The organism is Erythrobacter sp. 'gip.4 top 5' (genome assembly GCF_056495765.1).
In genome coordinates, this window is the sequence record NZ_CP200270.1 from 2,509,404 (window position 1) to 2,523,281 (window position 13,878).

A 13,878-nucleotide genomic window follows, 5' to 3' on the forward strand; every position below is an offset into this window, starting at 1 on the left:
ATACGAGGAGAACCGCCATGATCGAACTGCGACCTTTCAACACGCTGGGTGCCGCCAACCACGGTTGGCTCGACGCGCATCACCACTTTTCGTTTGCCAACTACCACGATCCCGCCCGCGTTCACTGGGGTGCACTGCGGGTGTGGAATGATGACAAAATCGCAGCCGGCACCGGCTTTCCCACCCATCCGCACAGCGACATGGAAATCATCACTTACGTCCGCACCGGCGCGATCACCCACCGCGATTCGATAGGCAACGAAGGCCGGACCGAAGCGGGTGACGTGCAGGTGATGAGCGCCGGGAACGGTGTGCGCCATTCGGAATATAACCTCGAAGGCACTGACACGACGCTGTTTCAGATCTGGATCATCCCGGACCAACGCGGCGGCGAGCCGAGCTGGGGCGCACGCCAGTTCCCCAAGGATAGCCGCGACGGTGCCTTCGTACCGCTCGCCAGCGGGGTGGCCAACGACAATGACGCGCTGCAAATCCGCGCCGATGCCCGCGTGCTGGGCGCCACGATCAAGGCGGGGACGAGCGTGACCTACACGCCGCGTGACGCGGACCGTCACCTCTACCTCGTCCCCGCCACAGGAAAGGTGCGGATCGGCGATGTCGAAGGCGTCGAAGCTGTAGAAGCCGGGGCCCGTGATGGCGTGGCGATCACGCAGCTCGCCAGCGTGACGATCACCGCGCTGGAAGACAGCGAAGTGGTGTTGGTTGACGCCGCCTGACCCTTCCCCCTCGGAGCCGGCCGGCCCCCCACCTCCCCCTCCCGGCCGGTTCCACCCCCCATTTCATCAAAGGACATTTCCCATGAGCAACATTCTCTACATCACCGCCAGCATCCGTTCGGACGCCGATTCCGTTTCGCGTGGGCTGGGTCAGCGGATTGTCGATAGCCTCGCCGCCAAGCCGGGCGCCAGTGTCACCACCCGCGATCTGGCCGCCAATGACGTGCCCTATGTGACGGCAGAAAGCTTCGCCGCCGAACGCACGCCCGTGGCCGAGCGCAGCCCCGAACAGGCGGAGCTTGCCGCCTTCGCCGATACCCTCATCGCCGAATTGCAGGCCTCCGACACCATCGTCATTGCCGCACCGGTCTACAACTTCGCCGCCCCCGCCACGCTGAAGGCCTGGGCCGATCTGGTCGCCCGTGTGGGCACCACCTTCCGCTATACTGAAACCGGCCCCGAAGGCCTGCTGAAAGGCAAGAAGGCCTATCTCGCCATCGCCAGCGGCGGTACGCAGGTCGGCAGCGAATATGACTTCATGACCCGCTGGCTGACCTTCTTCCTCGGCTTTATCGGCATCAGCGATGTCGAAATGGTCGCGGCTGACGGGATCATGGGTGCGGGCGGAGAAGAGAAGATTGCTGCCGCCAAGCAGCAGGCCGATCAGATCGCGGCCTGACGTTCCAGACACTGTCTTGACGGCTTTAGACCCCCTCTAGCTTCGGCTAGAGGGGTGTTCCACGTGAAACACACGCGGCGCTAAAGCCTTGGCCGCACCAGCAGCGGTTTGAAGATGTTGCGGCTTGGGCGGATCACAATGATCGCAACGCCGATGATCGCCAGGCCACCGCCGATGATGAGCGACCAGCCGATGGTATCGCCCGTCAGCCATGTTCCAAAAGCGATGGTAAGCAACGGCGTCAACAGCGTCAGCGGCACGATCAGGTTGGCATCATGCGCCTGAAACAGCCGGAAATAGGCCGAATGCGCGCCGACCGAGACGACCAGCCCTGCAAACAGCACGCACCCCGCCACCGCCAGCGGCGCGGCTTCGACCGCGGCGATTTGCCCGGTCTCCAATGCGAGCGTCGCGGGCAGCATCACGCCCAGCGATGCCAGCCCCGCCCACGCCTGCAAGGCCACGGCACCCACGTCCAGCCGCTTGACGAAAACCGACGCAAAGGCGCCCATCAACACGCCCGCAAAGGCGAATCCCAGCCCGACCGGGTCCCCGGCCTCCGATGGCGCGCCGATCGCAAGGCCCACCCCGCCCAGCGCCAGTGCCATCCCCAGCCTGCGTCGCCAGCGCACCTCCTCGCCCAGAAAGATGACGGCAAACAGCACGGTCAGCGGCGCGCCCGCCAGATTGACAATGCCGACCGCTGACGGCGTTGCGGTCTGCAAGCGAATGAATTGCAGGCCGAAGCTACCGCCGGTAACCGCAAAACCGATCAAAAGCACCAATGGCAGACGCGCAGGCCGGGCGCGCAACAACAGCGGAAACAGCACCGCCAGCACCACTGCCGATCTCAGCACGGTGTAGAACAAAGGCGGCAGGCCCAGCGTCGACACCGCGATCTTGCTGACCACGACATTGAGCGCCCAGGCGACATTGCAGAACAGCATGATGCCCAGCGCCGAGAGAGGCAGGCTTTTGGGCATCAGCGCGAATCGTTGCCGAACACCTCATCCACGACATCGCCCGGCAGGTTGTTGCGCAACTCCTCGCGCCACACCGTCGCCACGGCATCGGAGGGCGCACGCCAGTCCCCGCGCGGAGACAGCGCGCCAGCCGAGGAGACCTTAGGCCCATTGGGCAGCGCCGAGCGTTTGAACTGCGAAAAGCCGAAGAACCGCGCGCAGAACTTGTCCATCCAGCGCGCGATGGTGGCAAGGTCGTAGGCGTTGCGGCCTTCATCCGGGAAGCCCGACGGCCACACTCCCCTGCCTCCATCCTTCCAGGCGTGCCAAGCCAGAAACGCGACCTTCGAAGGGCGCTGGCCGAAGCGGATCACGTGATGCAGGAAGAAGTCGTTGAGCTCATAAGGCCCGACCATGCTTTCGGTCGATTGCATTGCGCCATCGGCGCCAGGCGGCACCAGTTCGGGGCTGATCTCGGTGCCGAGCACATCTTCCAGCACGTGGCCGCAGGCATCGGTGAACTGGCCGGTACGGATCACCCAACGGATCAAATACTGGATCAGCGTCTTGGGGACGCCCGCATTGACGCCGTAATGGCTCATGTGGTCGCCCACGCCATAGGTGCACCAGCCCAGCGCCAATTCCGAAAGATCGCCGGTGCCGATCACGAACCCGCCATGCTGACCGGCCAGGCGGAACAGGTAATCGGTGCGCAGGCCCGCCTGCACGTTCTCGAAGGTCACGTCATGCACCGGCTCGCCATTAGCGAAGGCGTGGCCGATATCCTCCAGCATCCTGTTTGCCGCAGGGCGAATGTCGATCTCGTCTGCGGTGATTTCCATCACGTCCATCAAGCGGTGAGCGTTGCTTTTGGTGCCCTCCGACGTCCCGAAGCCGGGCATAGTGTAACCGCGAATGGTGGTGCGTGGCAGACCCAGACGGTCACACGCCTTGGCCGCCACGATCAGTGCATGGGTGCTGTCGAGGCCACCGGAAATGCCGAGTATCAGGGATTTGGCGCCGGTGGACTCGATCCGCCGCATCAGCGCATCGACCTGGATGTTGAACGCCTCGTAGCAATCTTCATCGAGCTTTTCAGGCCGGTCAGGCACGAAGGGGAAGCGCGCCACAGAGCGCCGCAATCCGATATCACGTTCCACGTAGGCGTGATCGAACAGGATCCGGCGATAGGTGTCCGCCGGGTTGCCCGCCCATTCGGCGGCATCGGCAAAGGTCTGGTTGCGCATCCGTTCAGCGGCCAGGCGCTCGGTGTCGACATCGACGACGCACAATTCGCCCACCAGATCAAACCGTTCGCTCTGCGCCAGCAGATCGCCCATTTCGTAGATCACGCCCTGCCCGTCCCAGGCCAGATCGGTGGTGCTTTCGCCATATCCGCTCGCAGAATAGACATAGGAAGCGATAGCGCGGCTCGCCAGAGAACGGCAGTGCAGATGGCGGTCATCCGCCCTGCCGATGGTAACCGGCGAGGCAGAAAGATTGCACAGGATCAGCGCACCCGCCATCGCAGCCTGCATTCCCGGTGGGACCGGCGCCCAGAAATCCTCACAGATTTCCGCGCCGAAGCGGAAGCCCGGCAGGTTTGCTGCGGCAAAGACCAGATCGGTGCCGAAGGGCACTTCCTCGCCAGCCACGCCGATCCACAGATCGGTGCACCCGCGGCCATGCGCGAAATGACGCTTCTCGTAGAATTCGCGGTAATTGGGCAGGAAGCTCTTGGGCACCACGCCCAAAATCTGCCCGCGCGCGATCACCACGGCACAATTGTACAGCTTGTCCGCCCGCCGAAGCGGAGCGCCAACCACCAGCACCGGATCGAGTTCGGCCGACGCGGCAACCACTTCGGCCAGCGCCTCCTCCACCCGCTCGATCAACGCGTGCTGAAGCAGCAGATCATCGATCGCATAGGACGACAACGTCAATTCGGGATAGACCACCAGATCGACGTTCGCGTCATGGGCCTTCTTCGCCTCGGCCAGCACGCCAGCGGTGTTGTAGGGCACATCGGCCGGGCGGCAATTCGGCGTTGCGGTGGCCACGCGCACAAAGCCGTGGGCGTGCATGTCGAAGAAAGGATGCGATGTCTCGCTCATGATGCTTGTGGTATGCTCCGACGGACTGGGTTCTTACCCGTAGCGGCTTATTGTAACCGTTCCTAGCGGATCGCCGCAACGGCCCTGCTCCCAAGCCCTGGTTTATGGTACCAAAGCCTGTCGATGCGCGCACTGTTCTTGCGCCGCCGCAAGCGACCCGCCAAGTGTCAGCGCATACCCAACAGGAGCTGCTATCATGCCCGACGCCACCTACACCCCGCCTGCTGTCTGGAGCGCCGATACCGTCTCGGGCGGACGCTTCGCCTCGATCAATCGCCCCTCTGCTGGCCCGCGGGAAGACAAGGAACTGCCGATTGGCCAGAACCCCTTCCAGCTCTATTCGCTCGCCACGCCCAATGGCGTGAAGGCAACCATCATGTTGGAGGAATTGCACGAAGCGGGCCACACCGGCGCAGAATATGACGCCTGGACGATCAATATCGGCGATGGCGAGCAGTTCACCAGCGGTTTTGTCGACGTGAACCCCAATTCCAAAATCCCTGCCCTGCTTGACCGCAGCGGAGCCACGCCGTTCCGCGTCTTTGAAAGCGGGGCGATCCTTGTCCATCTGGCAGAGAAGTTCGGGATATTCCTCCCCACCGATCCGGGCGCGCGCGCCGAGGTGTTGAGCTGGGTGTTCTGGCAGGTCGCCAGCGGGCCGTTCATCGGCGGCGGCTTTGGCCACTTCTACGCCTATGCACCCGAGAAATACGAATACCCAATCAACCGCTACGCGATGGAAACGAAACGAATTTTTGACGTAGCGGACAAGCGGCTGGCGGAAAGCCAGTTTCTCGCTGGCGATGATTTCACACTGGCTGACATTGCCAATTTCCCTTGGCTCGCGCCTTTTACCGAAGGCAATATTTACAATGACGCCAAGACCTTCCTGAGCATCGATGACTATCAGAACGTCGCACGCTGGGTTTCCGAAATCCAGGCTCGTCCGGCCGTTCAGCGCGGACGGATTGTTAACAAGGTCTGGGGCGACGAAGACACGCAATTGAAAGAGCGCCACTCAGCAGCCGATTTTGACGGCAAGCGGCTACATGCTGGCCCTCCGGCGTGAGCGCGGGGTGGAAAAAGGGGGCCAGCAAGCGTTTTCGCCCCCTTCACATCCTCATTTCAGGCGCTATACAGCGCGCTTCTGTTGGGGCGTAGCCAAGCGGTAAGGCACCGGTTTTTGGTACCGGCATGCGAAGGTTCGAATCCTTCCGCCCCAGCCAGCAATATCTTCAGACCCAAATATCTGAAAAATAACGAGTTTCTCTTCGAGTCAAAACCCCGTGGTACCTTGCCGTGGTACCCCGTTGTGGTCCTGATTCCGGAACCATGATTCGAGTGGATCCCGGGTGCAATATGGCAGCCCGATTTGCGCGGCTTTTCTACCGGCAAGTGCACAGGTTTTGCACCGTGGCTCTGCATTGTACCCGCTCAACGGCCGTAAACCGCCGATCAGCTACGATGAGTGTGTTTGGGACTTTGCGGTCGTTCCTACACTGTATGCTAAATGACTGACTTTGACAGAAGCGCACACGGCCCTGCTCAAGGACGGAAATGACGGTTAGGTGGCCGCACATGCAACAAGCGGATCACCGTTGCGCGGCTCATTGGTTCTAAAGCTCAGGACTTGGTGCCGCTGCCGTTTCAGTCAAGGCGATCGACCTTCGGCTAATTCAATGACCTGACGGTGTGGGACGGGGCCCCGGTCGATCACGATCACGGCAAAGCCAGCGCCGCGGCGATATAATGCGCGGGTCAGGCCGCCGACTGTCAATGTGCTGAGGCTGCAATCGGCAAATGGCGCGACTGACCTCACAATGACCATCAGCCCAGCGTTGGCCATGGTGCCAGTAAATGATTTGTTGAGAAGCGCTGGCCTAAGCAACATCTCGAAATCGAGCGGAGGTGTTGCTTGGATATTGCGGCCATTTTGATGCACCTGTGGGATCTGCGGTCAGTCAAGGTGATCGTCGCCATTGCGGTTGTTACACTGCTGGTGGCAATCATCGGCGGGCATCGCGCGCTGGTGTCGGGCAATGCGCTGGCCAACAGCCGGGTCAGCCTGCTGTTCTGGTTCAGCAACCTGCTGCTTACGCCGGGGCTGGCGCTGGCCAGCGCAGGCTTTGTCATGGCCTATGGCTCGCTTGGCCTGCCACGCCTGTCGCCGTCGGCCTGGCAGGCCGTGCCGTTTCCGCTGCTGGTCCTTGTCGCCTTCCTTGCGAACGAGTTCTGGCTCTATTGGTCGCATCGCTGGCTGCACAGCCGTTGGGGCTGGCCGATCCACGCCATCCACCACAGCGACAGCCACGTGAATGGCTTCACCCTGTGGCGCATCCACGTGCTGGAGACCGTGGTGATGCAGCTGTTCGCCCTTGTGATGATCAGCTGGATGGGTTTGCCGCCTGCCGCCGCCGGGGCTGGTGCGCTGGTAGTGACGCTACACGCGGTTTACGTCCATTCGCCGTTGGATTGGGATCATGGGCCCCTGCGCATGGTCATCGCCAGCCCACGCTTCCACCGCTGGCATCATGTCGATGCCGAGCCAGCCTACAACACCAACCTTGCCAATGCCTTGCCGCTGCTCGACTGGCTGTTCGGCACCTATCACACCCCGCACCGGCTCGATGCGCCCATGGGCGCCCGAAGCGCCGGCGTGCCCGACACCGATTTCGTCGCGCTTTGGGCGTGGCCGTTCATGGAATGGGCGCGAATGATCAGGGACGCGGTTGGCGTTCAGCCACGTTCGGAAGCTAAGCCGCACAATCAGTTAGGAGATGGGTGAAAAAAGAGATCGAAATGAAGAGAAAAAGGCACGCGGCAAAGCTAGGCCGCCAGATGGGTCGAAAAGGGCTGCAAGTGAGCCTCTCGTTTCCCTCGCGCCAGCGCGGTGGTGGCTCTTTCGGGAGTTGAGCCCGAAACATACCGCTTTAAAAGGCGGGTGGGCTGACCGGATGAGCTAAGGCCCTACATCCCAGCGTTTCGACGCGACGATCGCCGCGTCATCACGCGGGGGTCCGCCCGTCAGGGCAAAGCAACGCCGCGCGCGACGAAGGATGCTGCCATACGGTTGTCGTACCTGTGCCTCACAGCAGGTGTCATAACCGCGCGGTTATGGCACCGCGAACCCAGCAGATTATCGTCAGTGCGTGCGAGAATTGTTGGCCAGAATTCCACAACGACCGTTAGGCTTCGAGGTCAATAAACCTTTAGAATGGCTGGTCAGTTTTTGGAACGCCGAGGCCTTGGCGAACGGCCTAAATTAGCGCATCGGGCCACCCCAGCTTTACGGCAGGCGAACAACCGGTCTTGGGAGGAGTTGCCGTCCGTAGTCCTGATCCGGAACGACATATGCTGGTCGGCAGCTGCCCAGCTGCCCAAAGGTCTTGGGACTTACCTGCCATCGCCACAAAGCATGCTGACTAGCTGTTCGGGCGGCCTTTTCTGGCCTGTGCTCAGACCTCGACCGCTGGGATGTCCGGGTGAACGGTGGCCGCGCGTTCGAGCGACATGATCTCGTTTAAAACCGACAGAAGTTCGTTCGTTGCGGTGTCCTGTTCCCAAGCGTAAGCCGACAGCACCATTGGCGGGACGGGCTCTAACTGCCGGCAAGTCTGAACGGCGTAGGATGCAATTGTGGCAACAGGCAGGATCGAAACGCCAAGTCCGGCTTCCACGGCGCGCAGCACACTAACAAGACTGTTGCCCGTGAAGGCCAGATACCAGCGCAATCCCGCAGCCTCGATCTGGTCGATCATCTGGTCCCGGTAGAGCCCGCCCGGCGGAAAGGCGACGAGCGGTATCGGTTCAGACCACTGCTGCAATTGGTTGGCGACCTCGACCCAGACCAATGGTTCGGAAAAGCTAGCGCGTGCGTCAGCCTGCGCGCGGGGTTCCTTGACGATAACCACATCAAACTCCCCTTCGCGAAATTGCCGCGACAAATCCCTGCTGAGCCCTGTCGTGACATCGAGACGAATTTCACGGTAGCGCTCGGCAAAGCGGGCAAACCCCTGGCTCATAGGGGCCGTCATCAGATCATCGGGCAAGCCGACCTGAAGGGTTCGGCTGCCCGAAGGATCAGCCAGCAAAGCGGCAGCCTCGCTTTGAAGGGCGAGAATGCGCCTGGCATATCCGATCAGGCGTTCGCCCGCCGGGGTAAGCTTTACGGGCCGGGCAGAGCGATCGAGCAGAGCCTTGCCAACCAGACCCTCCAACCGGCCGATCTGCTGACTGATAGTTGACTGGGTCGAATGAAGTCGATGGGCCGCAGCTGTAAAGCTCTTTGCATCGGCAACCGCCACAAACGCCACGAGAAGTCTGGGATCGAACACCGCATCATTATAGAAGTGAATGATAGCTATTCAATCATTTCATTCGAATATGAAGCGGCTGCGCGCTACGGGCGGATATACCCATTCTTTGGCCCAGCCATAAAATCAGGATCACACCAATGAAGATGACCAGCGTCCTTATTCCGCTTGCCTTCACTCTGATGGCGGCTCCCGCTGCTGCAGCCGAAATTTCGACCCACGTGCTCGACCTTGCGGCGGGTGTCGGGGGAACGAATGTCCCTGTCACTTTGTCGAAGCGTGATACCAGCGGAACCTGGGTTGAGGTGGGCGAGGCCCGCACCGACGACAATGGACGGGTGCGAAGCTTTGGTCCGGGAGCCGATTTCAACACCGGAGTCTATCGGCTGCAATTCGATATGACCGCCTATCCCAACGCTGAAGCGAAGCCCTTCTTCCCTGAAATTACTGTTACCTTCAGTGTGACAGACAAGGCTGGCCACTATCACGTTCCCGTCGTGGTCAGCCCCTTTGGCTATTCGACCTACCGTGGTAACTGATGATGATTGAAATGCTGATCCCGCTTGTGGTTGCTGCCGTGACCGCCTTGCCGGCACCTGCCGCGCAGCGGTCTGTGTCGCTCGAAATGGCTAATGCTCTCGCTGACGAAACACTCGCATCGTGCCGTGCCATGAACAGGGATGCTGTTGTCGCTATCGTTGATCGCGGCGGTAACCTGATTGTGCTCCAGCGGGGGGATAGCATAGGGCCGCACAACACTCGTGCCGCCGAGCGCAAGGCCTTCACGGCTCTATCAACCAAGACCAGCACATCTACGCTTGCGGAGCGGACTGCATCAGATCCCGGATCACGCAACCTGACGAACGTCCCTGAACTCCTGCTGCTGGGCGGCGGCTTGCCGATCGTGCACGCGGGAGAGGTGATTGGCGCCATCGGGGTCGCAGGCTCGGGTGGATCGGTAAGCGATGAGCAATGCGCCAGCGCAGCGCTCGCAACGCTGACATCATAGGGCCTGAATTCGCCGTGCCTTCGTATGGAACCCGAATGATTGCTTGGGTTTGGTCGCGCCCTTACCTGCTGCTCACATTCACCGCGTTGTTTTGGGCCGGCAATTCGATTGTCGGACGTGCTGCTCGTGATGTCATGCCGCCGGTTGCACTGGCCTTCTGGCGCTGGGCGCTGGCTTTGCTTTTGCTCCTGCCGTTTGCATGGCCACACCTGCGGCGGGACCTTGCCACCCTGAAAGCCAACTGGTGTTGGGGGCGTTGGGGATCGGCACCTTCAATACCCTCCTTTATACAGGCCTGCAGACCACAACGGCGGTCAACGGCTTGCTGCTTCAGTCGATGCAGCCAGCGCTGATAATAATGCTCGGTGCCCTCGTATTCGGCGAAAATGTCCGGGTTCCGCAAATCATCGGCATATGCCTGTCGATTGCCGGCGCTTTGATCATCGTTCTGCGCGGTGATCTGTCTGCGCTTCTCGGGCTGAAATTCGATACAGGCGATCTCGTGATCTGCGCGGCGGTCGTCGTCTGGTCGTTTTACTCCGTGCTGCTGCGCAAGCGCAACAACCATGAGTTTGCCTATGTGATTGGGCGGGTTCCGGGGATTGCCGCGAGAGACGCTATTTGATGGGGCCGATTGGCCGCTTTTCGGCGATGGTCTTTGGCCTTTCAGTGCTTTCTGCGGATTTCGGGCGCACCTATCCCGTGGCTGCGCACCGCTCGTGGAAGATCAGGCGGTCGAAGTTGTGGGCCAGATTGGCCAGCGTGAGTTTGGCCTGCGCGCGGGCAATGTCGATGGTGCGGATGAAGAGGCCGAAGCGGTTCTTCTGGTGGGCAAAGACATGTTCGACGCGGGCCCGGGTTGCTGACTTTGCTGCATTGGCGCGCGCCGTGTGCTCGGGCATCGGCCTGCCCTTGGGTTTGCGGCGATGAATGCGGCTCTTGAGCATGCTGGCCTTCAGCCAGGCCTCATTCTTGCTGCTGCGATAGGCGCTGTCAGCCCACACATCGCTGGCCGTGTTGCTCGTGTCGATCACCCGGCGCAACTGGCGCCCATCGCTGTCAGCCGCTGAGGTGACACTGGCCTTTCGGATAAAGCCGAAGCGCCGATCGATGCTGATATGCGACTTGTAGCCAAACACAGGCGTGGCGATCTGCGGTGGCGGGGTCCCGTCGGAGCGATAGCGGATCTTGCCGCCGATCTTGATCGTCCAGCGCGCATCGACATCTTTCTGGTGCGGCTTGTTCGGCTTGCCGCGCCATATCTGCTTTGCCGACTTGCCCGCCTTGATTGCGGCCTTCTCGTCCTCGGTGTTCCGCTGCTTGGGCGCGGGCACCAGCGTGGCATCGACGATCTGGCCGCCCATCGCCAGATACCCAGCCTCGCGCAGTTGCTGTTCGAACGCTTGCATCAGCGCATCGAGCGTGCCGCTCTCGGTCAGCCGGTTACGATAGTGACGAATGGTGTTCTCGTCGGGCATCGCACCGCCAAGGTCAAAGCCGAAGAAACGCATCCATGACAGCCGATTCCGGATCATGAACTCCATGCGCGCATCGGACAGATTATGCTGCGCCTGAATCACCACCACCTTGAACATCGCCACCGGGTCAAAGGGAGGCCGGCCGTCCTTGGCGCCGTCGCTATAACCAAGGCCGCGGATCAAAAGTGGCCGGAAGCGTTTAAACTCCACCGTGCCCGCCAACGCCTCCAGCGGATCGCCGTCCTTGCTCAGCCGCTCCAAATGCTCCGCCAGTGAAAACAGGCTGCGTGGGTGCATCAAACCTCTCCGTCCAATGCGCCAAATCAATCAGATCATGGCCTCAAACGCGAGGGGTTTTTGCGGGTGTCCATCTCACCTTCGAGGCATTCTATAGAAATAGTAAGCGATCCCAAAGCCCGCTATTACGTTGGTAAGGATAGGAATGAAGATCCACTCCAATGGCATCGCTCGGTGTAGAAAAAATAATATTAGATTTGCAAATATAAACGCTATCGACACCGAGGCATACAGCATTTCTTGACCATGATAATCTATAATATCCATAAAGATTCGACGGAAACAAATTGTCAGCAAACCAATGAGTGCAAAAGATACCCCTGCGGATAAAAGTCACTAAGAAGCCATCGTAATCGTCGATAGAATGTTTGAGTTCATTTCGCGTTCCATGCCCACCTTCTTAGGCCTAAAAAAATGAGTGTGACTTTATTATTTACTCTTATATTTTGACTTAGCACGGGCGCCAAGATGCTACTGGACGAAGGTGACGGGCTCAAAATTCGCTGCCAAACTTCGGCGCAATTCAGCCCATCATTGCTTCAGCTGCAGTAATCACCTAAATGTCATGGGATTATAAATGGATGGAGGCGGGTTTGTATAGAACTACAGCAACCGTCTGCCGAAACTTACAGACTGGTTTGATGTGTTTGGCGGCAATCGGGGCCTCCCCTTTGGCCGGACAAGATAACCCCGCGGGGGCGGACATGGTTCCTAACGAACCCGTACCCCCGCCCCCTTCGGTGCTGATCTTCAATCTGAATGTTTCAGTCCCGCGCGACAACTCTAGTCTGCTGCGATTGAAGGAGTGTCAGGATCGAAAAGATGCAGGCACCATCAGCGGAGAAATCGTGGTCTGTCGCGAGGTGGGCAGCGAAGACTCCGCGATGACAGGCACCCGCGAACAAACCCGGAGGCGTTACGCGCAGGAGACGATGCTCAGGGGCGCTCCTCGCGCACCTGATTTCATCATCGATTGCCATGATCAGGGCTATCCATTCGGCTGCGTTGCATTCGGCAAGGCACCTCCGCCCGCATACGTCGTCGATTTCGGTGCATTACCAATGGCCCCTGCAGGGTCGGACGCGGATCGCATGGCGCGCGGGCTAGCGCCGCTGGGTCAGGAGGGCGAGCTGCCTGAAAATGAGGAGTAGGTGCGCCCGGACTTGTGACCAACGTCTGGCCGTCGTCCAGAATACTGAAACAGTGGAAAGATGGGGCATGCCATTCACCCGATGTTCAGAGCCTCCACCGCTATTTCTCCCTGTATTCTTGAGGTTTAACCGTATGCGACACTGCCTATCGATGCTCGCGGCTACTGCGGTCGCGATCGCCGCAACAGCAACTGCAAAACCTCAGGATACCGCGCAAAGCGACCTCGAGGTTCGGATGGGCGAAGCCATCGCCATCACCATAAACGATCAGCCAGTGCGTATGCGCCTCGCGCCTGATGCCATCTCCGTTCCCACCCTAAATGCCGATGCAGCGCAGCGGATCGGGCTGAAGCCCAGCATGATCGGCTACATCTATGTAACTGGCCCGGAGAAGATCGGGTTCCGCACTGACAACGTACGTTATCGCGCCGGCACAGCCTCATTCAAGCGCCGCACGGCCTTCAGCGACCGGCAATTGACAGAGGGTGCGGATGGCATCGCTGGCCCTGAGACACTCCCCTTCGCCCGGACCATATTCATCATGCGAGAGGCACAGCCCGGTGACCGGCCGATCACCCTGCCGCTCGACACAGAAATGGGGCGCAGCCAGACAGGTGTGCGGATCGATGTCGGCGGCAGGCCGATCTACGTAGCCTTCAGTTTCGAACGCGCAGAAAGTCTGGTGACAGCAACGGGCGGCAAGTGGATCGCCGATGTGAATAGCGGACGGTTCGATGGCGATACACGAGAGGCGCCGATCCTCTACGGCGTGGCTCGCCCAATCCGCTCGCTCAGTCTTGAGCGTCCGCTGATGCTCGGAGAGCTAGAAATCCGCAACCTTGCTGTGCGGGTGTCGGACATGGGCAATTCTCGAGGGATTGCCGAGGGGCCCGTGCCCGAGGAGGATCCGAACGAGATTGTTGTCTCCGGCGACAGCAAGGGCAAGGTCCCTAGACAGCGGCTCTATATCGGCATGGGCACGATCGGGCATTGCGCGTCGATCACCTATGATTTCAGAGCCGGGACTGTCACCCTCATGTGCCCCGATCAGCCACCCCTGCCAAATTCATAGCCCTTGGTGCCCGGCGCGGCTAAACCCATCGCAGCAAATGAGGAGAAGGCGATTGCGGCGTGATCA

At 60.4% G+C, this 13,878-nt stretch carries 13 protein-coding genes, 1 tRNA gene and 1 pseudogene; 10 read left to right on the top strand and 5 right to left on the bottom strand.

Translation table 11 applies throughout. From position 1 onward, the window contains the following. Positions 1–17 precede the first annotated feature (17 nt). Both ACRANW_RS12190 and ACRANW_RS12195 read left to right on the top strand, forming a co-directional pair. Positions 18–737 (top strand): pirin family protein, encoded by a 720-nt coding sequence (locus ACRANW_RS12190; protein ID WP_479432044.1) that lies wholly within the window; start codon positions 18–20, stop codon positions 735–737. A gap of 82 nt (positions 738–819) precedes the next feature. After that, positions 820–1,416 carry an FMN-dependent NADH-azoreductase gene (locus ACRANW_RS12195; protein ID WP_479432045.1) on the top strand — a complete coding sequence of 199 codons (597 nt, stop codon included), beginning with the start codon at positions 820–822 and terminating at the stop codon, positions 1,414–1,416. Between the two features lie 80 nt (positions 1,417–1,496). Here the strand turns inward: ACRANW_RS12195 and ACRANW_RS12200 are convergent, their stop codons facing one another. Both ACRANW_RS12200 and ACRANW_RS12205 read right to left on the bottom strand, forming a co-directional pair. Next, positions 1,497–2,399, bottom strand: coding sequence for a DMT family transporter (locus ACRANW_RS12200; protein ID WP_479432046.1), 903 nt, complete (start codon positions 2,397–2,399; stop codon positions 1,497–1,499). Further along, positions 2,399–4,492, bottom strand: coding sequence for an NAD(+) synthase (locus ACRANW_RS12205; protein ID WP_479432047.1), 2,094 nt, complete (start codon positions 4,490–4,492; stop codon positions 2,399–2,401). Before ACRANW_RS12205 ends, ACRANW_RS12200 begins: the two co-directional genes overlap by 1 nt. 196 nt (positions 4,493–4,688) lie before the next feature. On the opposite strand from ACRANW_RS12205, the gene yghU reads away from it, so the two are divergent. Continuing rightward, entirely contained in the window at positions 4,689–5,561 is an 873-nt protein-coding gene (gene yghU / locus ACRANW_RS12210) for a glutathione-dependent disulfide-bond oxidoreductase (RefSeq protein ID WP_479432048.1), read from the top strand. Positions 5,562–5,643: 82 nt separating this feature from the next. Continuing rightward, positions 5,644–5,718 (top strand) — tRNA-Gln (locus ACRANW_RS12215). A 425-nt stretch (positions 5,719–6,143) separates the two neighbouring features. Here the strand turns inward: ACRANW_RS12215 and ACRANW_RS12220 are convergent. Next, on the bottom strand, positions 6,144–6,338 hold the full coding sequence (locus tag ACRANW_RS12220) for a hypothetical protein (protein ID WP_479432049.1): 195 nt from the start codon (positions 6,336–6,338) through the stop codon (positions 6,144–6,146). A gap of 69 nt (positions 6,339–6,407) precedes the next feature. Between ACRANW_RS12220 and ACRANW_RS12225 the strand changes: the two genes are divergently transcribed. After that, positions 6,408–7,277, top strand: a complete 870-nt coding sequence (locus ACRANW_RS12225; RefSeq protein ID WP_479432050.1) for a sterol desaturase family protein — start codon at positions 6,408–6,410, stop codon at positions 7,275–7,277. A 670-nt stretch (positions 7,278–7,947) separates the two neighbouring features. Here the strand turns inward: ACRANW_RS12225 and ACRANW_RS12230 are convergent. Then, the gene (locus ACRANW_RS12230) at positions 7,948–8,826 is read right to left on the bottom strand and encodes a LysR substrate-binding domain-containing protein (protein WP_479432051.1); all 879 of its coding nucleotides are present in this window, start codon (positions 8,824–8,826) and stop codon (positions 7,948–7,950) included. A 125-nt stretch (positions 8,827–8,951) separates the two neighbouring features. On the opposite strand from ACRANW_RS12230, the gene uraH reads away from it, so the two are divergent. The 3 genes and pseudogenes from uraH (at position 8,952) to ACRANW_RS12245 (ending at position 10,439) form a co-directional block, all read left to right on the top strand. Next, complete coding sequence (gene uraH, locus ACRANW_RS12235) at positions 8,952–9,344, top strand: hydroxyisourate hydrolase (protein ID WP_479432052.1); 393 nt, start codon at positions 8,952–8,954, stop codon at positions 9,342–9,344. After that, positions 9,344–9,814 carry a GlcG/HbpS family heme-binding protein gene (locus ACRANW_RS12240; protein WP_479432053.1) on the top strand — a complete coding sequence of 157 codons (471 nt, stop codon included), beginning with the start codon at positions 9,344–9,346 and terminating at the stop codon, positions 9,812–9,814. Before uraH ends, ACRANW_RS12240 begins: the two co-directional genes overlap by 1 nt. A gap of 35 nt (positions 9,815–9,849) precedes the next feature. Further along, a pseudogene (locus ACRANW_RS12245) lies at positions 9,850–10,439 on the top strand (DMT family transporter). A 70-nt stretch (positions 10,440–10,509) separates the two neighbouring features. Here ACRANW_RS12245 and ACRANW_RS12250 read toward each other — a convergent pair. Beyond that, positions 10,510–11,589: an IS5 family transposase gene (locus ACRANW_RS12250; protein WP_479432054.1), complete on the bottom strand. Its 1,080-nt coding sequence runs from the start codon at positions 11,587–11,589 to the stop codon at positions 10,510–10,512. Between the two features lie 704 nt (positions 11,590–12,293). Between ACRANW_RS12250 and ACRANW_RS12255 the strand changes: the two genes are divergently transcribed. Next, positions 12,294–12,740, top strand: a complete 447-nt coding sequence (locus ACRANW_RS12255; protein WP_479432055.1) for a hypothetical protein — start codon at positions 12,294–12,296, stop codon at positions 12,738–12,740. A gap of 151 nt (positions 12,741–12,891) precedes the next feature. Then, positions 12,892–13,812: a hypothetical protein gene (locus ACRANW_RS12260; protein ID WP_479432056.1), complete on the top strand. Its 921-nt coding sequence runs from the start codon at positions 12,892–12,894 to the stop codon at positions 13,810–13,812. Positions 13,813–13,878: the final 66 nt, after the last annotated feature.

Bases quoted from the DNA above. Each gene is read 5' to 3' on its own strand.
- ACRANW_RS12255 (WP_479432055.1), top strand. From the start codon at position 12,294: ATGGTTCCTAACGAACCCGTACCCCCGCCCCCTTCGGTGCTGATCTTC.
- ACRANW_RS12200 (WP_479432046.1), bottom strand. From the start codon at position 2,399: ATGCCCAAAAGCCTGCCTCTCTCGGCGCTGGGCATCATGCTGTTCTGC.
- ACRANW_RS12220 (WP_479432049.1), bottom strand. From the start codon at position 6,338: ATGGCCAACGCTGGGCTGATGGTCATTGTGAGGTCAGTCGCGCCATTT.
- ACRANW_RS12190 (WP_479432044.1), top strand. From the start codon at position 18: ATGATCGAACTGCGACCTTTCAACACGCTGGGTGCCGCCAACCACGGT.
- uraH (WP_479432052.1), top strand. From the start codon at position 8,952: ATGACCAGCGTCCTTATTCCGCTTGCCTTCACTCTGATGGCGGCTCCC.
- ACRANW_RS12250 (WP_479432054.1), bottom strand. From the start codon at position 11,589: ATGCACCCACGCAGCCTGTTTTCACTGGCGGAGCATTTGGAGCGGCTG.
- ACRANW_RS12195 (WP_479432045.1), top strand. From the start codon at position 820: ATGAGCAACATTCTCTACATCACCGCCAGCATCCGTTCGGACGCCGAT.
- ACRANW_RS12240 (WP_479432053.1), top strand. From the start codon at position 9,344: ATGATGATTGAAATGCTGATCCCGCTTGTGGTTGCTGCCGTGACCGCC.
- ACRANW_RS12260 (WP_479432056.1), top strand. From the start codon at position 12,892: ATGCTCGCGGCTACTGCGGTCGCGATCGCCGCAACAGCAACTGCAAAA.
- yghU (WP_479432048.1), top strand. From the start codon at position 4,689: ATGCCCGACGCCACCTACACCCCGCCTGCTGTCTGGAGCGCCGATACC.
- ACRANW_RS12205 (WP_479432047.1), bottom strand. From the start codon at position 4,492: ATGAGCGAGACATCGCATCCTTTCTTCGACATGCACGCCCACGGCTTT.